The sequence below is a fragment of the Chryseobacterium sp. FR054 genome (assembly GCF_056844565.1).
Genome location: NZ_JBXDSA010000005.1, coordinates 294,369 through 318,640 on the forward strand (window position 1 = coordinate 294,369; position 24,272 = coordinate 318,640).

The 24,272-nt window shown below is 39.3% G+C and carries 20 protein-coding genes and 1 tRNA gene; 16 read left to right on the forward strand and 5 right to left on the reverse strand.

Annotation, left to right across the window (positions count from 1 at the left end):
• Positions 1–6 precede the first annotated feature (6 nt).
• Positions 7–618: an inorganic pyrophosphatase gene (locus AC106S_RS20400; protein ID WP_062699185.1), complete on the forward strand. Its 612-nt coding sequence runs from the start codon at positions 7–9 to the stop codon at positions 616–618.
• 187 nt (positions 619–805) lie between these two features.
• Complete coding sequence (locus tag AC106S_RS20405; RefSeq protein ID WP_482441537.1) at positions 806–3,541, forward strand: sodium-translocating pyrophosphatase; 2,736 nt, start codon at positions 806–808, stop codon at positions 3,539–3,541.
• Between the two features lie 147 nt (positions 3,542–3,688).
• On the opposite strand, the gene AC106S_RS20410 is transcribed toward AC106S_RS20405, so the two are convergent.
• Complete coding sequence (locus AC106S_RS20410) at positions 3,689–4,828, reverse strand: aminotransferase class I/II-fold pyridoxal phosphate-dependent enzyme (RefSeq protein WP_482441538.1); 1,140 nt, start codon at positions 4,826–4,828, stop codon at positions 3,689–3,691.
• A gap of 236 nt (positions 4,829–5,064) precedes the next feature.
• Here AC106S_RS20410 and AC106S_RS20415 point away from each other — a divergent pair, with 236 nt between their 5' ends.
• From AC106S_RS20415 to AC106S_RS20445, 7 genes are all read left to right on the forward strand, one after another.
• Positions 5,065–6,108 carry a M28 family metallopeptidase gene (locus tag AC106S_RS20415; RefSeq protein ID WP_482441540.1) on the forward strand — a complete coding sequence of 348 codons (1,044 nt, stop codon included), beginning with the start codon at positions 5,065–5,067 and terminating at the stop codon, positions 6,106–6,108.
• 63 nt (positions 6,109–6,171) lie between these two features.
• Positions 6,172–6,621, forward strand: a complete 450-nt coding sequence (locus AC106S_RS20420; protein ID WP_482441542.1) for a GNAT family N-acetyltransferase — start codon at positions 6,172–6,174, stop codon at positions 6,619–6,621.
• Complete coding sequence (locus AC106S_RS20425; RefSeq protein ID WP_482441543.1) at positions 6,618–6,980, forward strand: VOC family protein; 363 nt, start codon at positions 6,618–6,620, stop codon at positions 6,978–6,980. The genes AC106S_RS20420 and AC106S_RS20425 overlap by 4 nt, the downstream gene beginning before the upstream one ends.
• A gap of 12 nt (positions 6,981–6,992) precedes the next feature.
• The gene (locus AC106S_RS20430; RefSeq protein WP_482441545.1) at positions 6,993–7,493 is read left to right on the forward strand and encodes an endonuclease V; all 501 of its coding nucleotides are present in this window, start codon (positions 6,993–6,995) and stop codon (positions 7,491–7,493) included.
• Between the two features lie 1,601 nt (positions 7,494–9,094).
• Complete coding sequence (locus AC106S_RS20435; RefSeq protein ID WP_482441546.1) at positions 9,095–10,393, forward strand: T9SS type A sorting domain-containing protein; 1,299 nt, start codon at positions 9,095–9,097, stop codon at positions 10,391–10,393.
• Between the two features lie 353 nt (positions 10,394–10,746).
• Positions 10,747–11,565, forward strand: a complete 819-nt coding sequence (locus tag AC106S_RS20440; RefSeq protein ID WP_482441547.1) for a GLPGLI family protein — start codon at positions 10,747–10,749, stop codon at positions 11,563–11,565.
• A 169-nt stretch (positions 11,566–11,734) separates the two neighbouring features.
• Entirely contained in the window at positions 11,735–12,178 is a 444-nt protein-coding gene (locus AC106S_RS20445; RefSeq protein WP_482441549.1) for a hypothetical protein, read from the forward strand.
• 399 nt (positions 12,179–12,577) lie between these two features.
• Here AC106S_RS20445 and AC106S_RS20450 read toward each other — a convergent pair whose 3' ends face one another.
• Complete coding sequence (locus AC106S_RS20450; RefSeq protein ID WP_482441550.1) at positions 12,578–15,916, reverse strand: DEAD/DEAH box helicase; 3,339 nt, start codon at positions 15,914–15,916, stop codon at positions 12,578–12,580.
• A 144-nt stretch (positions 15,917–16,060) separates the two neighbouring features.
• On the opposite strand from AC106S_RS20450, the gene AC106S_RS20455 reads away from it, so the two are divergent.
• The 4 genes from AC106S_RS20455 (at position 16,061) to AC106S_RS20470 (ending at position 20,311) form a co-directional block, all read left to right on the forward strand.
• The gene (locus AC106S_RS20455) at positions 16,061–16,858 is read left to right on the forward strand and encodes an SDR family oxidoreductase (RefSeq protein WP_482441552.1); all 798 of its coding nucleotides are present in this window, start codon (positions 16,061–16,063) and stop codon (positions 16,856–16,858) included.
• A gap of 76 nt (positions 16,859–16,934) precedes the next feature.
• Entirely contained in the window at positions 16,935–17,849 is a 915-nt protein-coding gene (locus AC106S_RS20460; protein WP_482441553.1) for a helix-turn-helix domain-containing protein, read from the forward strand.
• Between the two features lie 155 nt (positions 17,850–18,004).
• The gene (locus AC106S_RS20465; RefSeq protein ID WP_482441554.1) at positions 18,005–19,063 is read left to right on the forward strand and encodes a 3-oxoacyl-ACP synthase III family protein; all 1,059 of its coding nucleotides are present in this window, start codon (positions 18,005–18,007) and stop codon (positions 19,061–19,063) included.
• 252 nt (positions 19,064–19,315) lie between these two features.
• Positions 19,316–20,311, forward strand: a complete 996-nt coding sequence (locus AC106S_RS20470; protein ID WP_482441556.1) for a T9SS type A sorting domain-containing protein — start codon at positions 19,316–19,318, stop codon at positions 20,309–20,311.
• Positions 20,312–20,539: 228 nt separating this feature from the next.
• Here the strand turns inward: AC106S_RS20470 and AC106S_RS20475 are convergent, their stop codons facing one another.
• Positions 20,540–21,754: a winged helix-turn-helix domain-containing protein gene (locus tag AC106S_RS20475; protein WP_482441557.1), complete on the reverse strand. Its 1,215-nt coding sequence runs from the start codon at positions 21,752–21,754 to the stop codon at positions 20,540–20,542.
• A gap of 136 nt (positions 21,755–21,890) precedes the next feature.
• Here AC106S_RS20475 and AC106S_RS20480 point away from each other — a divergent pair, with 136 nt between their 5' ends.
• From AC106S_RS20480 to AC106S_RS20490, 3 genes are all read left to right on the forward strand, one after another.
• On the forward strand, positions 21,891–22,283 hold the full coding sequence (locus tag AC106S_RS20480) for a hypothetical protein (RefSeq protein ID WP_482441558.1): 393 nt from the start codon (positions 21,891–21,893) through the stop codon (positions 22,281–22,283).
• Between the two features lie 8 nt (positions 22,284–22,291).
• On the forward strand, positions 22,292–22,690 hold the full coding sequence (locus AC106S_RS20485) for a hypothetical protein (protein ID WP_482441559.1): 399 nt from the start codon (positions 22,292–22,294) through the stop codon (positions 22,688–22,690).
• A gap of 81 nt (positions 22,691–22,771) precedes the next feature.
• On the forward strand, positions 22,772–23,290 hold the full coding sequence (locus tag AC106S_RS20490) for a GNAT family N-acetyltransferase (RefSeq protein ID WP_482441561.1): 519 nt from the start codon (positions 22,772–22,774) through the stop codon (positions 23,288–23,290).
• Positions 23,291–23,346: 56 nt separating this feature from the next.
• Here AC106S_RS20490 and AC106S_RS20495 read toward each other — a convergent pair.
• Both AC106S_RS20495 and AC106S_RS20500 read right to left on the reverse strand, forming a co-directional pair.
• Positions 23,347–23,418 (reverse strand) — tRNA-Arg (locus AC106S_RS20495).
• Between the two features lie 41 nt (positions 23,419–23,459).
• A complete protein-coding gene (locus AC106S_RS20500) occupies positions 23,460–23,699 on the reverse strand; it encodes a hypothetical protein (RefSeq protein ID WP_482441562.1) in 240 nt (79 codons plus the stop codon).
• Positions 23,700–24,272 lie beyond the last annotated feature (573 nt).

A 24,272-nucleotide genomic window follows, 5' to 3' on the forward strand; every position in this document is an offset into this window, starting at 1 on the left:
AAAATAATGATTCCAAATTTTAAAGCACATCCGTGGCACGGAATTACTGCAGGAGAAGATGCGCCAAATGTTGTAAACGTATTTGTAGAAATCGTTCCTTCAGATACCATTAAATATGAAGTTGACAAAGAAACAGGATTTTTGAAGGTAGACAGGCCTCAGAAATTTTCCAATATTATCCCTGCTCTGTATGGTTTTGTACCGAGAACATACTGCCACAATGAAGTAATGAAACTTGCCGTAGAAGCAGGTGCTGATGATGTAACTATGGGAGATCATGATCCGCTTGATATTTGTGTGTTAAGCTCACATAATATTCACTCAGGAGGACTGTTAATGGAAGCTATTCCAATCGGCGGATTCAAAATGATCGACGGTGGAGAGGCAGACGATAAAATCGTTGCCGTAATGATCGGAGACCATGCTTTCGGACATTTCAGAGATATTTCCGAACTACCTGAAGCTGAAGTGAAAAGACTGATGCACTACTTCCTTACTTACAAAAACCTTCCGGATGAGCCTGCAAAATGCAGAATCCACGAAATTTACGGGGCAGAGCACGCTAAGAAAGTGATCAAAGCTTCCCAGACAGATTATGCAAATAAATTCGGCGGTTAATATCCACTGATTTTCATCATATAAAAAGGGTAAACGATTCTTCGTTTATCCTTTTTTATTGGCAGTTTACAGAGATCCGGTTCCATACCTTCATATCACTTCGGCTTTAAACTATTGATTTTTTTTAACGTTTTAGTGATAATTATTTATTATATTTAATTTTCTATTACCAAAAAAATATTAAACTATGGATCTATTTGTGTTAGTGCCAATTTTTGGTGTTGTTGCACTGTTGTATACTTTTTTGCAGAGCAATTGGGTAAGCAGACAGAATGCCGGAAATGAAAAAATGAAAACAATCAGCGGACATATCGCTGACGGTGCGATGGCTTTTCTAAAGGCCGAGTACAAGATTTTAACCTATTTCGTAGTAGTAGTGGCCATCCTTCTGGCCGTAATGGGTTCCAGTAATGCCAACTCTCACTGGAGTATCGGAATTGCTTTTGCCGTAGGTGCTGTATTTTCGGCTCTGGCAGGATTTATTGGAATGAAGATCGCTACCAAAGCTAATGTGAGGACCGCAGAAGCTGCAAAGACATCCTTATCGAAAGCCCTTAAAGTTTCCTTTACCGGAGGTTCCGTTATGGGAATGGGAGTAGCGGGACTTGCTGTTTTAGGACTGGGTGCTCTGTTCCTGATCATTAAGCAGATCTTTGCTCCGGAAGCCACCGTAGATTCCCATGAAATGGAACGGACCATTGAGATTCTCACCGGGTTTTCTTTAGGTGCAGAATCTATTGCTCTTTTTGCCAGAGTGGGAGGAGGTATCTATACAAAAGCAGCAGATGTTGGAGCTGACCTGGTTGGAAAAGTAGAAGCGGGAATTCCCGAAGATGATCCGAGAAACCCGGCTACCATTGCAGATAATGTGGGAGATAATGTGGGAGATGTAGCAGGAATGGGGGCAGACCTCTTCGGATCTTATGTAGCAACCGTGCTGGCAACGATGGTCTTGGGAAGAGAAACCATTTCTGATGATGCTTTCGGTGGATTTGCCCCGATTCTTCTGCCAATGCTTATTGCAGGAACAGGAATTATATTTTCTATGATAGGAACCTTATTCGTAAGAATCAATGATAATGAAGGTTCATCTACGTCTTCTGTTCAGAATGCCCTGAATCTGGGGAACTGGGGAAGTATCGTAATCACGGCCATAGCCTCTTATTTTTTAGTAACCTATACACTTCCGGAAACGATGGTTCTCAGAGGACACGAATTTACCAAAATGGGTGTTTTCGGGGCCATTATGGTAGGATTGGTTGTAGGGACCTTAATGAGTATCATTACAGAATATTATACTGCCATGGGTAAAAGACCGGTTTCCAGTATTGTGAGGCAGTCTTCCACCGGGCATGCAACCAATATTATCGGCGGTCTTTCCGTGGGCATGGAGTCTACATTGCTTCCGATTATTGTACTTGCAGGAGGGATTTACGGCTCATACCTGTGTGCCGGACTTTACGGGGTTGCGATTGCCGCTGCCGGTATGATGGCTACCACAGCCATGCAGCTTGCCATTGATGCATTCGGGCCGATTGCTGATAATGCGGGGGGAATTGCCGAAATGAGCGAGTTGCCGAAAGAAGTCCGTGAAAAAACAGATATTCTTGACGCAGTAGGAAATACAACCGCTGCTACCGGGAAAGGATTTGCAATTGCCTCTGCAGCATTAACGGCACTCGCACTATTTGCAGCTTTTGTTGGAATTGCAGGCATCGACGGTATCGATATTTACAGGGCGGATGTTCTGGCAGGACTATTTGTTGGAGGGATGATTCCTTTCATATTTTCCTCTCTGGCCATTACAGCAGTAGGACAGGCAGCAATGGCTATGGTAGAGGAAGTAAGAAGACAGTTCCGGGAAATTCCGGGAATCCTGGAAGGAAAAGCACAGCCTGAATATGAAAAATGTGTGGCTATTTCTACCGATGCCTCCATCAGGAAAATGATGCTTCCCGGAGCAATTGCTATTGTATCTCCGCTGCTGATCGGGTTTATTTTCGGGCCTGAAGTATTGGGAGGCTTTCTGGCAGGAGCTACCGTTTGCGGGGTTCTGATGGGAATGTTCCAGAATAATGCCGGGGGAGCCTGGGATAATGCCAAAAAATCCTTTGAAAAAGGAGTGGATATCAACGGACAGACCTATTACAAAGGTTCAGAACCTCATAAAGCTTCTGTAACCGGAGATACTGTCGGAGATCCGTTTAAAGACACTTCCGGACCCTCTATGAATATCCTGATCAAGCTGATGTCTATTGTTTCACTGGTTATTGCTCCTACACTGGCGGTATTACATAAAGATAAGATTGAAGCCAACAGAAAGGCTAAACTGGAAAGCTTAACAGGTGTATCCGCTGCCGGAACCACATCTGTTCATACAGATCCTCAGTCAGTTTCTGTTACTTCGGGAGAAATCAAAGGACATCTTAATGAAAACGGTGACTTTGTTTATGAAACCGGCAATGTTCAGGAAATTAAGCTGAAAGGAGGAAAAACAATTGCTATGGGTGAAGGCAGTAAATTATATCGGCTTTATACTGCTGTAAATAAAAAAGATAAATCTGTGCTGGATCCCAATATCTGGTATACCATTGAAAACCTTTATTTTGAAACAGGATCAAGCGATCTGAGAGCAGGATCGGAAGTACAGCTGAACAGTCTTGCAGAGATTCTGAATGCTTATCCTGATCTTAAAATCAAATTGGGGGGATACACAGACAATACCGGAAACGAAGAAAGTAACCTGAAGCTTTCCAATCTGAGAGCCCAGACAGCTAAACTTAAGCTTCTTGAATTGGGAATTTCGTCAGACAGGGTGGAAGCAGAAGGATATGGCTCACAGCATCCTGTATGTGCAGCTAATGATACCGATGAGTGTAAGGCCAAAAACAGAAGGATTGATGTAAGAGTTCTGGCTCTTTAATCCGGAACAGAAAAATATTTTTGAAAGACACTGCATTTGCGGTGTCTTTTTTAGTGGTTTTGAAGAAATTTATAACAGAATCATCCGCTCAATCTGCAAAATTTGACAAAGAAAAATGTCCGGATAGATTTGTGAGGAATAAAGGGATTAAAGATTCTTTTTCAGATATTCCATTGCCTGAATGATCACTTCATCCTTTTTGGCAAAACTGAACCGTATATAATCAGAATTTTGTCTCGAATGATAAAATGCTGAAAGTGGAAGGCAGGCCGTCTTCTTTTCAACAGTCAGCCATTTGGAGAATTCCACATCGGTCATGGTTTTGGAAACGTTTCTGAAATTAACGATCTGAAAAACGCTTCCTTCCGCTTTCTCAACGGTTTCCAAAGGAGTATTCTGTGCCATCTCATAGAATAGGTCTCTCTTTTTCTGCATAAGCCTCTGATTCTCCGAAGGATCAAAAATCTCAAGGTACCTGGCCAGTGCATATTGTGCAGGAGCATTGGCGCTATAAGAAATATACTGCTGGTGACATCTGAATTTTGCCGTCAGATCCTCAGATGCAGCCAGATAGCTTACCTTCCAGCCGGAAGTATGAAACATTTTCCCGAAAGAAAAAATACAAAAGGTCCTGTTTTTTAGCCCGGGATGCAGCAATGAGCTGTAATGTTCGTTGCCGTCATAACAGTAGGTGTCATAAATTTCTTCTGAAATCAGATAGATCTCCTGATCTTTTATCAGTTCATAGAGCTGTTGCCAGTCGTGTTGCTTCCATATTTTTCCGGTAGGATTCTGTGGAGAGTTAACAATAATTGCTTTGGTTTTTTTAGAGATACATTTTTGAAATTTTTCCCAGTCCACAGCAAAATGCTGATCAAGATCATAATAAACAGGAATACCGCCGTTCATCACCACAGAAGGTCCGTAGGTATAATAGGAGGGCTGTATGATAATGACTTCATCTTTCTGGTTTAAAACAGATTTAAGTGCAGTATGTAAAGCAAAGGTTGCGCATGGGATAATGGTCACTTCATGGTCTTTAAGCAGAAGACTGTTTTTCCGGGCAGCATTAAACCGTATGATGTTTTTGATCAGGAACGGGTTTCCGGCCAGCGGCTCATACTGATGACTGTCATGATCTGCTGCTTCTTTTAAAAATGTTTTCAGACGGCTGTCAATGTCGAAATCGGGAAGCCCCAGGGAAAGATCAAAACTCTTATGCCTGGCCGCCAGGTCAGACATTTCTGTGAAAAATGAATAATGAGTAAATCCGTAAATTTTTTCCATCTATTCTGTATTTAATTCAAATATAATAAAAATGTTATCATGTTTTTATTTTAAGTGTTAATTTTTTGTGATTTGTTTTCTTTGTTTGGATATTTATTAATTATATCTTAATTTTATAAAGCTGAATGCGGAATACAGGTAGTCAATATGATGATAATCCCAATAAATAAAGCAAATTATAAGCATTATCATTTTGGTTGAATAAAATTTGTTATTTTTAGGCAAATAATTTTTTTATGAGAAAACTACTTATACCGTTATTTTCTGTTGCTGTTCTGGTAAGCTGCGGAACGTCAAAAACGGCTGAAGGAGCACCGTCTAAGTCTTCCTCTTCTGCTAAAGGTGATAAAGCTTTTCTGTCTGCTTATAAGTTGATTAAAGCAGATGAATTAAAGAAAAACTTATACGTCATTGCTTCAGACGAAATGGAGGGAAGAGATACGGGAAGTCCTGGCCAGAAAAAAGCGGGTGAGTATATGATTAACTATTATAAAAGCCTGGGAATATCGTATCCGAAAGCACTTGGGTCCTATTATCAGAAGGTTCCGTCGGAATTTATGAAGAAAAGAGGTGGTGGAAATCTTCCGGATTCGGAAAATATTCTGGCCTTTATTGAAGGAAGCGAAAAACCTGAAGAAATTGTAGTGATTTCTGCACATTATGACCATGTAGGAACCAAGAACGGTGTTGTATATAACGGTGCTGATGACGATGGAAGCGGTACCGTAGCCGTAATGCAGATTGCAAAAGCTTTCCAGGAAGCCAAAAAAGCTGGAAAAGGACCTAAAAGATCAATTCTGTTTCTTCATGTAACCGGAGAGGAGCATGGGCTGTTCGGTTCAGAGTATTATACCAGCAATCCGGTCTTTCCGTTAGCCAATACCGTAGTAGATCTTAATATAGATATGATCGGACGTGATGATCCGGATAACAGAGGGAAACAGTATGTTTACGTGATCGGCTCCGAAATGCTGAGCTCTCAGCTTAAAGTGATTAATGAAGCTGCGAACAGAAAAACCAATAATCTTGAACTGAACTATAAATATGATGATCCGGATGATCCCCAGCAGCTGTATTACCGTTCAGATCATTATAACTTTGCCAAGAATAATGTTCCGGTAGCTTTTTATTTCGATGGAATTCATGAAGATTATCACCGTCCGACAGATGATCCCGACAAAATTGATTATCCTTTGCTGGAAAAAAGAACACAGCTTGTTTTTGCAACAGCCTGGGAAATAGCCAACAGGGCAGAAAGAATTGTTGTAGATAAAAAATAAATAAAGAACAGAGAGTACAGGGATATTTTCTCTGTGTTCTCTCTTAATATCCTATAAATTCTTATGAATATAAAGATCCGTGAAGCAGTTCCGGGAGATATTTTTCACATTCAGCGTATCAGAAACTCTGTAAAAGAAAATGTGCTGTCAGATCCGGGACTGGTTACCGACCGGGACTGTGAAGACTTTCTTTTTAAAAGAGGAAAAGGCTGGGTGGCGGAAATTGATTCTGAAATTGCAGGATTTTCAATTGTTGATCTCAGAGAAAATAATATCTGGGCACTTTTTGTTCATCCCGATTTTGAAAAACTGGGAATCGGAAGAAAGCTTCACGATGAGATGATAGACTGGTATTTTGTTCAGACCCGGGAAGAGGTCTGGTTGGGAACAGCCCCCGATACAAGGGCAGAAATATTTTACCGGAAGTCAGGCTGGAAAGAAACCGGAATGCATGGTAAAAGAGAGATCCGTTTTGAAATGGATTGGTCAACCTGGAAAAACAGAACACGATGAAACAGCATGTAAAATCAATCCGCCCGTTTATTGGCGCTGAGAACTTCGAAATAAGCCGTAATTTTTACAGAGATCTGGGATTTGAAGAATTCATCCTCGAACCTAAATTATCCCTGTTTAAAAAAGATGAAACCGGGTTTTACCTTCAGGACTATTATGCCAAAGAATGGGTGGACAATACCATGATTTTTATGGAAGTTGAGGATACCGAAGGATTTTACAAAGAACTTCTGGCTCTGAATTTTACTGAAAAATATAAAGGATCCAGGCTTACTCCTGTAAGAACGATGGAGTGGGGAAAAGAATGCTTCGTACATGATCCATCCGGGATTTTGTGGCATTTTGGTGAATTTTTTTAACTTGAAAATACAATGATTTACGCTTTTGATACCTATTATTATGAGGATCACGCCAATACGGTATGTATTGCATTTGAAGACTGGACTTCTGAAAAAGAATCCGGAATTTTTACTGAAAAAACAGAGATCAGCTCCGGCTATGAAAGCGGAGCATTTTATAAAAGAGAACTTCCCTGCATTCTCAGCCTTCTGAAGCAGATACCGTTAGCAGAAGGTGACAGCATTATTGTGGATGGCTATGTTACGCTTGATAATGATGGGAAAATTGGCCTGGGCGGCTATCTGTACGATGCTCTCGATCAGAAATATCCCATTATCGGAATTGCCAAGAATGAGTTTGCATCACCGGATTCCCTGCGCCGGACTATTTTCCGTGGCGAAAGTAAAACTCCCATGTTTCTTACTGTGAAAGGTGCTGACGCTAACGAAATTCTGAAAAAAGTAGAGCAGATGCACGGGCCATACAGAATTCCGACATTGCTTAAAAAACTTGATCAGCTTTCACGTGCATAAAAACAATAAGCCTTTTAAAGCTTTATTCAAACTATGTCATCACCATAATTATAGATTGGTGTAATCTCTCCTGTTTTTGGGGACCATAAATTCATACCTGAAAATGTGTTTTTTTTAAACCATAAAGTTTTTTTAGAGACAAATTTCGTGTTGATTAGTAGGGGTTATTCAATAGAGGTGGGCTTTAGCCCGCCTAAGTATATAAAAGTACACATTAGCCTTTAGATATCTGCGATTTCTATTTCACACAGAATAAAAGATCTGCTCAATCTGTTGGATCAGCGAGATAAAAATACCGGTAAACATCTTTTAATGTGTAGGATCTATTCAATAAAGGTGGGCTTTAGCCCGCCTAAGTATATAAAGTATACATTAGCCTTTAGATATCTGCGATTTCTGTTTCTCACAGAATAAAAAGATCTGCTCAATCTGTTGGATCAGCGAGATAAAAATACCGGTAAACATCTTTTAATGTGTAGGATTTATTCAATAGAGGTGGGCTTTAGCCCGCCTAAGTATATAAAGTACACATTAGCCTTTAGATATCTGCGATTTCTGTTTCTCACAGAATAAAAGATCTGCTCAATCTGTTGGATCAGCGAAATGAAAATACCGGTAAACATCTCTTAATGTGTAGGATTTATTCAATAGAGATGGGCTTTAGTCCGCCTAAGTATATAAAAGTACACATTAGCCTTTAGATATCTGCAATTTCTATTTCGCACAGAATAAAAGATCTGCTCAATCTGTTGGATCAGCGAGATAAAAATACCGGTAAACATCTCTTAATGTGTAGGATTTATTCAATAAAGGTGGGCTTTAGCCCGCCTAAGTATATAAAGTACACATTAGCCTTTAGATATCTGCGATTTCTGTTTCTCACAGAATAAAAAGATCTGCTCAATCTGTTGGATCAGCGAGATAAAAATACCGGTAAACATCTTTTAATGTGTAGGATTTATTCAATAGAGGTGGGCTTTAGCCCGCCTAAGTATATAAAAGTACACATTAGTCTTTAGATATCTGCGATTTCTATTTCTCACAGAATAAAAGATCTGCTCAATCTGTTGGATCAGCGAGATGGAAATACCGGTAAACATCTCTTAATGTGTAGGATTTATTCAATAAAGGTGGGCTTTAGCCCGCCTAAATAAAAATAAAAACCATCAGCTTTAGCCAAAACCTATACAGTCAATCTGTAAAATCCGCAACAAATACAATTCAAAAATTCGTGGCAAAAATAATATCCACAGATTTTCACAGGAAACATAAGAGCTTTGTTGTAAATTATTGAAAATCATCATATTGTTTCTTGGAAATATCGCAGAACATACAGATTGAGCAGGTTTTGTTGCACGACTAGGTATACCGGTTTATTTTTCAAATCAATTCCGATTTATAGTATGGGGCCAAAGTTTCAAATAGCAGCAGTATTAACCTTTCGCTTACCTGTTTTTATTAATATATTGTTTTTTAATCTGATACGTTAATTTATTTCAATAATATACTTCTAATGTCCAAAATCTGATAAAAATCATTAGTTTATTATTTTTATTAATTCTAAATAAATATAATTTTGTCTCAAGAAAATTAAGGAATACATGAAAAGATTATCTACCCTTGCAGCTGTACTGTTTTATATAATGACGGATGCGCAGTACTGCAGTCCTGCATTTCAATATGGGGCAGACAGTAATATGATTACCCACGTCAGCTTTGGAAACATCAGCAATACATCGCCGTTCCAGTCGGGAACCACACCGGTATATGAAGATTTTACCTCAATATCTGCAGACCTGCAGGCAGGAAACAGTTATCCGATCTCTGTGAAAGGTCCTTCAAGTACATTTCCAAGCGATGTTGTTGTGTTTATAGACTTCAACCGCAATGGTAACTTTAATGATGCCGGAGAAAGTTTTTACATCGGGAGACTGGGGGCTGCGAATCCTGCGAATGCTTTTACAGTAACAGGTGCCATTATGGTTCCCGCGAATGCTTCTTCAGGAGCTACCAGAATGAGGGTGCTTAAAAATAATAATACAGCAGCATATTCTGATCCGGATGCTCCCAGCTCCATCAGTACGGCATGTGATACAAATTTAAGATCCGGTCAGGCAGAAGACTATACCGTTGTAATTTCAGGAAATAACACCGGTTTTCCGGCTCCTTATTGCGGAACTGAAAATATCAGTACGCAGACGGTAAGCGAAATAAGCAGGGTAGAGTTTGCAGGAAAGACCAATGACAGCAATATCGACGGAAGCTCAGAAGTGCTGGAAAACTTCACAGACATTATATTTGATGTGAACAGGGGCGGCTCTTATCCTATTACAGTAACAGGTGGAACTCACGGACAGACCACGGTTTCTGCTTATGCCTACATAGATTTTAACCACAATAACCAGTTTGATGCGGATGAAGCTTTTAACCTGGGATATTTGGACAATTCCGATCCTGTTGGTCATGGACAGTCGGGACTTACTTCAGGAACGATTGTCATTCCTTCTGATGCCTTATTGGGGCAAACCCGCTTCAGGCTGGTAAAAGCGTATGAATCCAGTTCGTGGATGGGAACCCTGGAAAATCTTCCGTGTCCGTCAGGCTGGTTCATAGGGCAGGCAGAAGACTATACCGTCAATGTGCAGGCTGAAAATCTTGCAACTGCGGAAGTCAGCGGAAAAGCTTCCGCAAAAATATTCCCGAATCCTACATCAGGTTCTTTAACCATAAGAACAGAAGAGAAACTTGAAAAATATGAAATTTATGATCTGGCAGGCAGAAAACTATCGGAAGGAAACTCTGCTGATGTAAACATGTATGGGTTGGCAGCAGGAACATATCTGTTAAAGATTCATACCAAAGATCACAGGATTATAACGGAAAAAATTATAAAAAAATAGACACATATCTAATCATATCCATATCAATTTTTGTTTTTTTAACCGGCAGGCCATATTCTGTCGGTTTTTGTTTTTTACAGAGACTGAGATTGTCTGATATATCCGCATTTAAGAGACTTTTAACTAAAACAGTTTTATATTCCTTAATTGTTAAAAATATCCCCGTTATCTTTAACATTCGACCCTGAAATTTATCAAAACTTTATATTGGTGAAATTTTTACCTGTTGAAAAATTGAACTTATTTTACAGAAAATTAAAAGCCGTGAATTCATGATCAGACCGCCAGTAAAGGCTTCTTACAATATTCTGTTCTGGTTTTAAAGGCTGATTTTTTTAATGAAAAATAATAACATGAAGAAAACAGTATTAATGGCAGTGATGGCTGCCGGCTTTTGGGCCCAATCTCAGACCCACCGATTTATTTACGATGTCATTTACAAAAAAGATGCAGATTCGGAAGTGCTTACCAAAGAAAATTTTCATCTGGATATTCATCCCGAAAAAGTAGAGTATTACCAGAGAGACTTCTTTATTGCAGATTCTCTGATTGCCAATAATCTTCAGTTTCCCAAAGATGCCAAACTGAATACTTCCACCATTATTTATCATAAAACAGGAAGTGAAAATTATGATGAATATGATCTTATGGAAAGTACTGTTTTAAAACTTCAGACCAAAGATTCTCAGCAGTGGAAACTGACCGGGGAAAATAAAAAGGTGAAAAATCTCCTGCTTCAGAAAGCAACAACAAACTATGGCGGAAGAGAATGGACGGCCTGGTTTGCCAAAGATATTCCGTTCCAGGAGGGGCCCTATAAATTCCATGGCCTTCCCGGACTTATCGTAGAACTTTACGATAGCAGGAACAATTATAAGTTTGAGCTGGTAAAATCTGTAAAGCTGGATAAACCGGTTAAAAACATGTTCATCGACATGTCGAAAGAAAGAAGTGTTCCGGTGACCTGGGAAAAATATAAAACAACGAAACTTACATTCTACGAATCTCCCGTTAACTTTATCAGGAACGGAGTGCAGAGCGATCAGTTTTTCCTGAACGACGGAACAAAAGTGAATACTGCCAATAGCCGGGAGATAAATGAAAGAGTGAGACAGAACATCAAACGATTCAATAATCCCATAGAACTTGACAAAAAGATCATGTATCCTTAAATAAAAGGAGGTTGCCCAAAAAAGGTCAGCCTCTTTTTTATACGTTTTAGATTTTCAATATATCTTCACATTCATGCAGTTTGAAGAACAGTTGTAAAAATAATTCTTTGAAAAAGTAAATCATATGGATAAAATGATAATATAATTAATATTTTTGCAAAAAAAATTAATGACAAAAATTATTACCTTAGGCCTGCTATTAGTTAATGTTCTCCTAAGTGCACAGAAAGTTGAAATCAAAGGGGATAATGTTTTACTGGATGGTAAAGCTATTCTTAAGTCCGAGAAGATTAATGTTACACAATATTCATTTTATACATTAAATGGGGATGAAATATTAATGTTCAAAATTTTTGATAATGAAACCCCACAATATCATCAGGATGATTACTATGTTTTAAATTTTATTGAGGAGAAGAAGAAATTACAGTCCACTGATTTTTCTAAAGTAATTGCAGGTTTAGGAATGAATTCTAAAAAGAGTATGGAAAAATTGACCACATGGCTTTTAAAGGAAAAGGTTATTACACCTGAGGGAAAAGTAGACACTAACAGACTTGACGTTCTTATTGATAAATACGATGAAAAGATTTTGGAAAGAACAATTAGATAAGCTGCTTTGATGAATTAACCTGATACGGGGAACAATCAAAAAATAAGATTATTAAATTGGACACTATCCGATGAATGTAGAAGTTTTTAGCAGCTTCTTATGATGCTAAATAAACTGATTTTATTACGACATCATCATTGAAAAAGATATTTTTCTTTTTGGTATATTCCTGATTTTCCATTGATATTTTTAATTAAATTACTGATATGTAGTATTTTGCGATAGGAATTTCAATAACTGCAATCATTTCAACCCAAATACTCAAATAGAAAGGCATTAAGCAGGGATGCACGGAAAAGGCATTCCTGCTTAATGCCTTCTGCGAAAATACAATTCTTGCAGAGGATTCTCAAGATACTGTCAAGGGTAATAGCAAAGTCTTTTAAACAGTCTCTTTTATCAGATCTTTGAATCCAGGATTTCCAGAAGATCATTTTTAGACAGTTTCTGAATACCCGTTCCGTCTGTTTTAAGGAGATTCCGGGCCAGTTCGCTTTTTTTCTTCTGTAAAGTGAGAATTTTTTCCTCAACGGTATTGGTACAGATCAGGCGGGCAGCAATAACGTTTTTCGTCTGTCCGATCCGGTAACTTCTGTCAATAGCCTGATTTTCTGCCGCAGGATTCCACCACGGATCCACCAGGTAAATATAATCAGCTTCCGTAAGATTCAGTCCTACACCTCCGGCTTTTAAACTGATCAGAAAAACACGGATCTTTTCATTCTCCTGGAAATTTTTTACAGTTTTGCCGCGGTTTTTTGTCTGTCCGGTGAGGTATTCAAAAGAGATATTCCGGTCTTCAAGTTCGGCCTTCAAAAGATCCAGCATCTCCGTAAACTGGGAGAATACAAGGATTTTATGTTCTTTTGATTTACTTTCGATCTGCTCCATCAGTATTTCTGTCTTCACAGAATGCCCGCCGGAGTATCCCTCCTTCAAAAGAATAGGCGAGTTACAGATCTGTCGCAGCCGGGTCAGTCCGGTCAGAACATGCATACTGTTCCTGTTAAGGTCATCATCGTCATTAGCCGCAATAAATTCACGCAGTTCTCTTTCGTAAGCATCATAAATTTTACGCTGTTCACTGTTCATTTCGCAGTAGATCACCATCTCTGTTTTCTCAGGAAGTTCTCTGGCAACCTGTTTCTTGGTTCTGCGGAGGATAAACGGCTGTATTTTCTGCTGAAGCTCCAAAGCGCGTTTGCTGTACTCAAATTTATCGATAGGAACTGCATAAATATCTTTGAAGTACTGTTTGCTGCCCAATAATCCGGGACAGGCAAAAGAAAGCTGACTGTAAAGATCAAACGTATTGTTTTCGATAGGGGTACCCGTAAGAACAAACCTGTTCCTGGATTTCAGAAGACGGGCTGCTTTATACCGCTCGGAATCAGGGTTTTTAATCGTCTGCGATTCATCAAGGAAAATGCAGCTGAAATAAAAGCTCTTCAGAAAACGGATATCAGACAGCAGCATTCCGTAGCTGGTAAGCACAATGTCATAATCAGACATATGATCTGAAGTTTTTGGCCGGCCGGCACCATAATGCACCAGGACTTTTAAAGAAGGAGCAAATTTGCTGATCTCTTCCTGCCAGTTAAAAATAAGAGAAGTAGGAACCACTACAAGATGAGTCGCCTGGCCCCGTTTCTCCCTTTGAGAGAGAATAAAGGCAATGATCTGAACTGTTTTTCCAAGTCCCATATCATCAGCAAGGCATCCCCCGAAATTATACCCATCCAGAAAACTCAGCCAGTTCAGTCCGGCATGCTGGTAATCCCTTAATACAGCCTGTAATCCATCAGGAACAGAGATCTGAGGAATATTTTTAACGGATGAGAACTGAAAGGAGTAGGAATCGATTTCCTGCTGTGCTTCAAGGCTTAATACATCTTTCTCAAAAAGCGCAGACACCTCGGTGAAATTGATTTTAGGGATTCTGAGCATTTCCTCATTAATTTCTCCTGCCTGAAAATAAGCCGAAATACGGTCAATCCATTCTTCAGGAAGAATACCGAGCGTACCGTCATCAAGCTGTACAAATTTGCTTTTGTTCCGGATGGCACGGTGCAGCTGCTTTAAGGCAGCGTCTTTTTCTCCGAAACTTACTTTAAGCTTGGCGTTGAACCAGTCCATTCCGCTGGTGATCCGGATATTGATCTTTGCCTTGTGGGGGTTGAGTTTATTGTTTTTGAGTTCATTAAAGCCCAATATTACAATACCTTCACTCTGCCAGGTTTCAAATGCAGTGAGGAACCAGCTTTCATCCAGGAATTTATCCAGGTGAAGGTAAAAATATTCATAACCGCTCATCTGCTCTTCAAACTCAGGATGCTGTTGCATAATCAGTGAGGTGAACCGGGCCTCAGCATGTTCGTTCCTGTTGACCTTAAACGGATTTCCGTTCTGATCAGTATCAAAAAGCTGTTTTTTGGAATACACCGGAACCTCAGCCATGCCGTACTTCATAACAGGAGTTATGGCAATATAATTTCCCTGCTCACGGAGATAGATAATCCGTTCCGTATGATAGTTTTTTTCTTCAATCTGTGCCTGAGTTGCCTGCCGTATGTAGCTGTAATTGATGTGAATGATCTGCTCAAGAGAAGAAAGAACAGTCTGCATAAATTCTTCGTATTTTGAAGCATGAACCAGCAGAATCTCATGATTGGCCTTAAAGAATTTAATGATCCTGAGCATATCCGGATGATCTGCAAAACTGAATGTATTATTGCTGTAAACAAAACATTCGTTCCGGAGGATTACATTCTTAAAAGGAACAGAAATATCATTGAAAACAAGCTCTCCCGTAATTTCATAAAAAGGATCTTTTTTAAAGACATTCAGCTGGATTTCAGCCTGCAGGATTTCAAGTTTTACAGGAACCAAAGACTTGGCCGACGGTGTTTCCGAAAGATCCCTGTCATGATAATACACATCCAGATTCAGTGGGTTACGAACGATCAGCCTGAGAGCTTCAAACTCCGACGCCGTGTAATCCTCATTATAATTATTCTGAAAAGAGGAAACCGCAGTATAAAATTTAACCTCAGAAGACTTTTCCGCTTTCCAGATCAGCTGCATGGCATCCACCGGATTTACAGGATTTTTAATCTTTCCGGCCTGAGTGATCTCTGTTTCCATCAGAGAAAAATTAAGATGATTATAATAGCGGTGCCTGCCAATGACCAGTATTTTCTTCCGGTCTGTTTCCCGGAGAGCCAACCCTTCAATAACTGAAGAACGCTGTGGCAGCAAATGCTGTTTAAAAGTCTGATCATCTATTGGCAGCATTTCTTTAATTCTGGGATGCACCTCAATTTTTCCGTCAAGATATTCAATGCGGAAATAAATATCAAGATCAGGCTCACGGTCCAATCCGTAAATTTTTGCTTTGGAAAGAAGCAGCTTTCTACGGATGAAGGGATCAAAAAAAATCTTAAAGTTATGGACTTCTAAAATACTGTGAATGACCTCTGCCTGATGCTCACAGAGTTTATTGTGCGTATTGTGACAGGTGCAGGTACTCACCACAGAATTACCGATCTGGCTGACAGAAACAGAAGGGAAGTCCTGAAGACTTCTCTTGGTAAATACTCCCGCATTATTTTCAATGGCAAGCGGATAAATATCATGAAATTCTCTGATCTCTATAAATGCACTGTTTCCGGTATGCTTCAGAAGATCATATACGGAAAGTGTACTGATATTGGTGTTTTCAAGAATATAGGCTGCCATAATGATCAGCAAACTTACAAAAAACGACTGGAAAATTAAGAACAGAATAGAAATCCGTTTTGGTTACATGTTTCCCCGTTTTGGTAACTCTTTATTTTTCTCTTTGGAAGAACTTTGTCCTGTAATTTAAATACAGAAAATACAATGAAAACAATTTTTATAACAGGTGCTTCTACGGGCCTGGGAAAAGCAACGGCACACTTATTTCAAAGCAGAGGATGGAAAGTAATTGCAACCATGAGAAACCCTGAGGCTGCCGGAGACCTTGCCACTCTGGAAAATGTAACGGTACTTCCACTGGATGTGACCAACCTTGAGCAGATCCGGTCAACAGTAAAAAAAACCATAGATGCAGGCGGAGTAGATGTAGTTTTTAATAATGCAGGATATGGTCTTATCGGACCCCTGGAGGCGCTTACGGATGAGCAGATCCTGAAGCAGCTGGATACTAATCTTTTGGGGGTAATACGGGTTACCCAGGCTTTCATTCCGTATTTCAGGGAGAAAAAAGAAGGAATATTTATCTCTACAACATCTATTGGCGGATTGATTGCATTTCCTTTCGGATCAACTTATCATGCGACCAAATGGGCGCTGGAAGGCTGGAGCGAAAGTATGGCTTTTGAACTTGATCCGTTCGGCGTAACCATTAAGACCGTTTCTCCGGGTGGAATTAAGACTGATTTTGCAGGACGTTCCCTGGATTCAGCGGTAAGTCCCGCTTACGAAGGAATGCTGAATTCCATGTTTTCCAATATGGAAGGTATGATGGAAGCAGCGTCTTCACCGGAGCAGATTGCAGAAGTAGTTTATGAAGCCGCTACGGACGGTAAGAAAAAACTGAGATATGTAGCAGGAGAAGATGCCGGTGCTTTATATGCCCAACGTCTTGAATTGGGAGATGAGGCATTCAGAGAGCAGCTGGGAAAGCGGTTTCTTTAGATAAATGCATGAATACAACAGCATAGATATATGATTTATGCTGTTTTTTACCTGAATAATTTTTTACCTTTATACTATGGAAAAGAAAGAACACATTCCTCTGAAAATTTCATCCATATCAGACTTGCACGCTCTGTTACAGCTTCCCAAACCGCTTCATCCGCTGGTGAGTCTGGTGGACAATACCACAATGAACGTCAATGATGAGCTGCTGAACAGAAGTTTCCTCCTGAATTTTTATAAGATTTCCTATAAGTTTTCGAAGAATGGAAAAATGGGGTACGGGCAGGGATATTATGATTTCAATGAAGGAGGAATGATGTTTACATCACCGGGACAGATCATTTTTACCGATACGGAAGCGGAATACTCCGGCTATACACTGCTGGTGCATCCCGATTTTATCCGCAGTTATCCTTTGGCGAAAAATATTAAAAAATTTGGTTTCTTTTCCTATGATACCAATGAAGCCCTTCATCTGTCTGACCAGGAAAAAATAATTATTACCGGACTTCTGGACAATATTAAAAATGAGCTCAATACAGCTATCGATGAGATAAGTCAGGATGTGATAGTCTCCTACATCGAGGTTTTGCTGAATTACAGCAACCGTTTTTACAAAAGACAGTTTATTACAAGGAAAGTTGCGGGAGGTGATCTGCTGTCTAAAATGGAAACGGTTCTGGATGATTATTTCAATCAGGAAAAAACACTGAACAGCGGCCTTCCTACCGTGGAATATCTGGCATCCAGTCTCAATCTCTCACCGCATTATCTGAGTGATATGCTTCGTAATCTTACAGGGCAGAATGCTCAGCAGCATATTCACGAAAAGCTTATCGAAAAGGCAAAGGAGTATCTTACTTCTACCGGGTTTTCGATATCTGAAGTTGCCTATGCCCTGGGATTTGAACATCCGCAGTCTTTCAACAGACTGTTTAAAAAGAAAACGTCTGAGACACCACTGAGCTTCAGACAGTCTTTCAGCTGAAGAACAATCTGATTACGGAAGATGAAGTGATATGCAAAGTATAGTTAATAAAATGAAATATTTCTGATCCGGATACAATAAGGAAATAATTTACGTTATATTTATAAACCCATTCAATTCAATAATGAAAAGAATTAAAAGGGAATATAATTTTCATGACAAGCAAAATAATAGGAACAGGAAACTATATTCCGCCGGAAACCATCACTAATTTATTTTTTGATCAGCATCATTTTATCAATAAAAGCGGCGAGTCATTAAAAGAGACTAATGCTGTCATTGCCCAAAAGCTTAAGGAGATCACAGGAATTGCAGAGAGGAGATATGCCTCCAGCCATCAGGTAACTTCAGATTTGGGGTTGATAGCTGCCCAACAGGCGATAGAAGATTCAAAGATAGATCCTGAAACTTTGGATTATATCATATTTGCCCATAACTTCGGAGATGTCCGTTTCGGGACTGTTCAGTCAGATACCGTTCCAAGCCTGGCTGCCAGAGTAAAACATCTTTTAAAGATTAAAAATAACTTCTGTGTGGCCTATGATGTGCTTTTCGGATGCCCCGGATGGATAGAAGGGGTAATACAGGCCAATGCCTTTATCAAATCAGGAATTGCTAAGCGCTGTCTGGTGATTGGGGCGGAAACTCTTTCCAGGGTGGTAGATATTCATGACAGAGACAGTATGATCTATGCTGACGGTGCCGGCGCTGTTATACTGGAAGCCTGTAATAATGAGAGCGGTATACAGTCGCACCTGTCTGCCTCCTATACTCTCAGCGAAAAAGATTATCTGTATTTCGGAAAATCATACAATAATGAAAGCTGTCCCGATACAAAATACATCAAGATGGATGGGCGGAAAATCTATGAGTTTGCCCTGGTCAACGTACCGGAAGCTATGAAACTGTGTCTTGAAAAAAGCGGTTTCTCAATTGATGATGTCAATAAGATCATTATTCATCAGGCCAATGAAAAAATGGATGAAGCTATTGTAAAGCGTTTTTATCAGCTTCATAACAGGCCGATGCCGGAAAATATTATGCCGATGGTTATTGAAAAATTAGGAAACAGCAGCGTTGCGACCATTCCTTCTCTTCTAAAGATGATTTTAAACGGAGAGCTTCCTTCTCATCAGATCCGGAGAGATGAGGTGGTTTTATTTGCGTCTGTTGGAGCAGGAATGAATATTAACGCATTTGTATATAAATTCTGACCTGCTGAAAAAAGAATATATTTTTTTGCCATATCCGGGACTGTTTTTCTAGGCAGTCCCGGTGTTTTTTTTTACCCATAGTGATATCATTGCTCATTCTCCATAAAATAAAGTTTTCTTCTGATAAAAAAAATACCTGAATTCCGGTATAAAAAAATCCTTTTTTTTAAGGATTGATTGGTAGCTGAGGTAAAATATAGATTTGTAATAAAAAAACACTTCATTATAAATCACTTCAGTAAACTTAAAAAAATGAAAAAGCTAAACTTTATTTTATTTGTTTTTATCGGGGTTTTGGGGTATGCCCAGCCATCGATAACAAGGGCAGGGGTAGACCGTACCAACGTTCCGGTTACCTTCCGTTCTGATGATTTTACAGCAACCTCGATCAGTGCAGGACCGGCGGGAGCAAATATTACCTGGAACTTTTCTGCATACAGCGGGGTAAATGTTGTTACAACCACTACCAATGCCTGTCCGGGTCAGGCCAACTGCTTCAGGTTTCCCGCAGCCAACAGGATAACCAAGCCGTCACAGGCAGAAGTATATGATTTCAGTTCCATGACGGATACTGAAGCAACTATGCTTGGATCTTATTTTGGCCCGGCAATGGGAGAGGGAACCTCAACCTATACCGATCCTTTGATTGAGTATAAGTTTCCGATTACCTATCTTCAGCAGTTTGATGATAGCTATCAGTTTAACGTGGTTTCTGCTGCCACCAATACCAGTGAATCGGGGCAGGTGTCATTCACGGCCGATGCTTATGGAACTGTCATTACTCCTGTGGGAACTTTTTCCAATGTAATAAGAGTGAAAAGAATGAGAACGGCTACGCAGACTATGCCCGGATCTTTACAGGCCAGTTATACAAATGAATCTTATCAGTGGATCAGCCAGAATGAAGGGGTTGTATTGAGCTTTGCGATTAATTCTTTTACTTTTAACGGAACAACCAATACTACAAAATCATTATCTTACCTTGTTCCCGGAGCTTTATCTACTGCAGAAACAGATAACAGGCAGGCGGATATTTCAGTCTATCCGAATCCGGGTGAAGATAGGGTTACTTTAAAATCAAAAGAAGAGATTAAAAAGATAACGGTGAATTCTCTGGATGGAAAAACTGTTCTGACAGCAGAAAACAACAGAAGTATCGATATTTCAGGACTGCCTAAAGGAGTTTATATCTTACAGGGAACTTTCAGGAACGGAACTTCAGTATCGAAAAAAATAATTAAAAAATAAGGTGGAATTTTACATATCAGAAATGAAACTGTCTGAAGCTGAAAATAGAAATTTTGTATTCGATTGTGGGACAGATCGGGATTGAATGATCCTTTACATAAAAATTTCAGGTCAGAGATCTGAGGCTTCAGTAAGTGATTTTTAGAGAGACAGGGCCGTTGGAATATTTCAACGGCCCTGCGTATTTCAATGAAGGCATTCCAAGATGTTAAGAGCTTTAAACCGGCTTCAGGCTGGAAAACCTGGTAGCGAATTCAGGAGCTGTCTGAGCGGATCTGTAAATTCAGCCGGGCTGACTCTTGTGATAATTATAGATTCACAGCCATTAAACACAGCAAAACGTTGTACGGTCCTGATAAAAGGCTCCATCCATAAATCTGTGTTTACAGCGGAGTTTTCAATATGAAGATGGATCAGCTCGAGTTGTTTATCTTTCCTGTGTGCTTTACAGTCTACACGGCCGATAAAAACATCTCCGGACAGAATAGGCAAACAGAAATATCCGTATTGCCTTTTTTTCTGGGGAGTATAGCATTCAAGGCGAAAATCAAAATTAAAAAGCTGTCTGATGCGGTCCCGGTGAATAACAGAATTATCAAAAGGAGATAACAGCTGAATTCCCGCTGCCGGCTTTTTAAATATCTTTTCAGTGATATCATTCAGCATGAAAACAGGAGGCAGACCTGCTATATCTGCTTTTTGAACACTTCCTTCCTGAAGCATGGACTGTAAAACTTCACTGACATTTTTTTTCAGTATTTCTCCTTTCCTGAGATGCGTGATCTGTTTTATTGTTGTAAAGCCGTAAGCCCGCAGGTGGGTTTTTACAAGATATTCAGCCAGCTCCGGAGAAGTGGGTTCTGTTGTATCGACAGCTTCCGGCAGTACCCTTTCACGGATGTCATACATTTTCTGCATACTGTTCCGACCGCAGATCATCAGATCTCCCTGCATAAAAAGCTTTTCCAGAGCAAGTTTTGTTGGTTTCCAGTTCCACCAGCTGCCGGGTTTTTTAGTTTCACTTTCAAAATCTCTGGCCTTTTTGGGACCTTCAATACGGATGACATCAAGAACATGCTGCATAACTTTAGGGTCTGCTCCGGAATAATGAGATTCATTGTGTCTGATGCTGTGCATCCGGGGTAAAGCAAAACGGAAATCTTTCATAGGAAGGTAAGAAGCCGCATGAAACCAATATTCAAATACTTTACGTTCCTTTACCAGTTCTTCCAGATAATCAGGCCGGTAATCCGGAATTCTCGTCCACAGTGTATGATGATGGGCACGCTCAACCATTGAGAGCGTATCTATCTGTATATACCCGAGATGTTCCAAAGCACGGAGCGCCGCTTCTTTTCCTTTCCCGAATGGAAGAGGTTTTGTTAATCCCTGGCTTTCCAGTGTGGCACGCTGTAATTGCCGGAGTGTTAATTCTTTTCTCATAGTTAAAATAATATACTTATATTTTCTGTGACCAAATGCATGTACGGAATAAATTATTTCAATCTTTTTTAATTTATCTTAAAAATGGGGAGCTTACTATATAAAAAATACGTAATTTATCCATCAAACTCCAACCATGATTCATACGTTAAGAAAACAAACCGGAAATAGAGGTGTTTTTTTTGAAATTGATCTTGAATGTTCTTACTCTGATCAAAGAACAGAATTATCTATTGTCTATAATGCAGACGTGAAATGGAAACAGGCCTGTGAGCTGGGAATTCATATATTTCATGATTATTATAAAAGAAAATATAATAACCGCCATTTAGAAATAAAAGTGAATGCTGTCCGATGGCTGCCTGTTGACACCAATCATTTAATTGTAGTGTATGCTGTTGTTTCAGCTCTGGCCAAAGAGCTGGATTACCCGATTCCTAATTTAAATTTTGATAATGACTCTTTTAGCTTTCCTGAAGTGAGATCAATAGAACAAATGGAAATTTATAGTAACGTCAGTCCAGAATAAAAATGACTATGAAAAATATTACAGATAAAATAGACGACTTAATAGTTCAGATAAAAAAGAAAGTAGAAACAGGCGGGCAGGGGGGCGCAGATTTTTTTATCATTATGACTCTTGAGATTGCTGGAGCGGAAATTAAGAATAAAAACCTTACAGACTTAACGATTGGTGCTTTAATGGAGGTTGCTTCCAGAACATCCCATTTTTATTATTACCATGATTACCGGGATCTGTATGACTGTCTTCAGGATGTATATCTTTCGATCAGTAAACTGGACAGAAAATTTTATGATGCGGATTTTTCAGGATCTGTAAATTTTAAACCCTCCTCATGGATCAATTATTTAAACAAAGCATCTTCTGCATTATTGACTAATTTACCGACTTCTTACCGTATTTACAGTGAGTAGCACGGAAATGTATTGTAAAATAAATGATTAATTTTCTTTTTTTAACTGTATAGCTTTGTGAGCTGAAAAAACGACAAACCTTTGAAAAAAACACCAGATAAACTTATTACCGATAGGCTGCTTCTTATTCCGTTTACCATAAAAATCTGTCAGAATATATTGAATGATGATTTTACGGATCTGTACGAAATGGGATTAAAGAAAGGAACAGGCTGGCCTGATCATGATGTATTGGAAACACTGCCCAAAATAATTAATAACCTGTCCACAGTGGAAAATCCTACGGGATTTGAATCCTGGATGATTATTAAAGGTGATACGAAGGAGATTATCGGAGATGCCGGATTTAAGGGATTAAATCTTACCAATAACAGCGTAGATATCGGGTACGGAATCATTGAACGGGAGCGGAAAAACGGCTATGCGGAAGAAGCATCGAAAGCCTTGATCGGATGGGCTTTTTCAACGGGAATTGTCAAAGAAATAACCGCCAAATGTGCGATAGATAATCTGGGATCAATTCATCTTTTAAAGAAACTGGGTTTTTCACAAGTCAATACACATGGCGAAATGATATATTGGTCGGGGCCACCTGTTTAATGGGGTGCAAGTAAGGAATTACAGACCGGATACCATTAATTTATCAAATATAAAAATAGCCCCACCGGGAATCGAACCTGGATCTAAAGTTTAGGAAACTTCTATTCTATCCATTGAACTATGGGGCCTGGAAATGTTTAAATTTACAAATTATTTAAATAAAATCCACTTATTTCAATATCCATTTTGAAGCGGCAGCAACATCAGCATCAGTATTTTTTCCAGAAGACTTTACCACAACATCAGGCAGGATATTCTCTCTATTTTCTTTTCCGTTTCGGTCCATTCCATAGGAAGAGGCCGGCGGAAGTCTTTTGCCGTCAGTCAGTATAGATCCTATGGTACCATTTATATAGTCTGCTGAGGTTTGTCCGAAAGTTTTAACGTTAGGCTTTCTATAAAATACCAATAATTTTATTGATACCGAGAACTCAAACCAAAGTCTAGAAAGAATTCTTTGTTCCCCTTTGAGGTAAATGTATGCAGGGATCCCAAAACCTAACAGGTCTTAAAGACCTGTTAGGTTTATAAAAACCACCAATAATTTTATTGATGCCGAGAACTCAAACCAAGTCGAGAAAGAATTCTTTGTTCCCTTTTGAGGTAAATGTATGCAGGGATCCCAAAACCTAACAAGTCTCAAAGACCTATTAGGTTTAGGAAAAACACTAATAATTTTATTCACGGCAGAGACTCAAACCAAGTCTAGAAAGAATTCTCTGTTCCCCTTTGAGGTAAATGTATGCAGGATCCCAAAAACCTAACAGGTCTCAAAGACCTGTTAGGTTTTGGAAAAACACTAACTGCTGCTTCTAATCCCTTTTGCGTTTGATCCGATTTCTTTCCATTCTGTAACAAAAAAAAGAATCCGCTCTTTAGGAGCGGATCCAATAGATAATACATCTCATTTTTTTAATTAGACAACAATAAAAAAGCACAGCCGACAATGCTGTGCTTAAATTTTTATTTCAAATTTAATTGC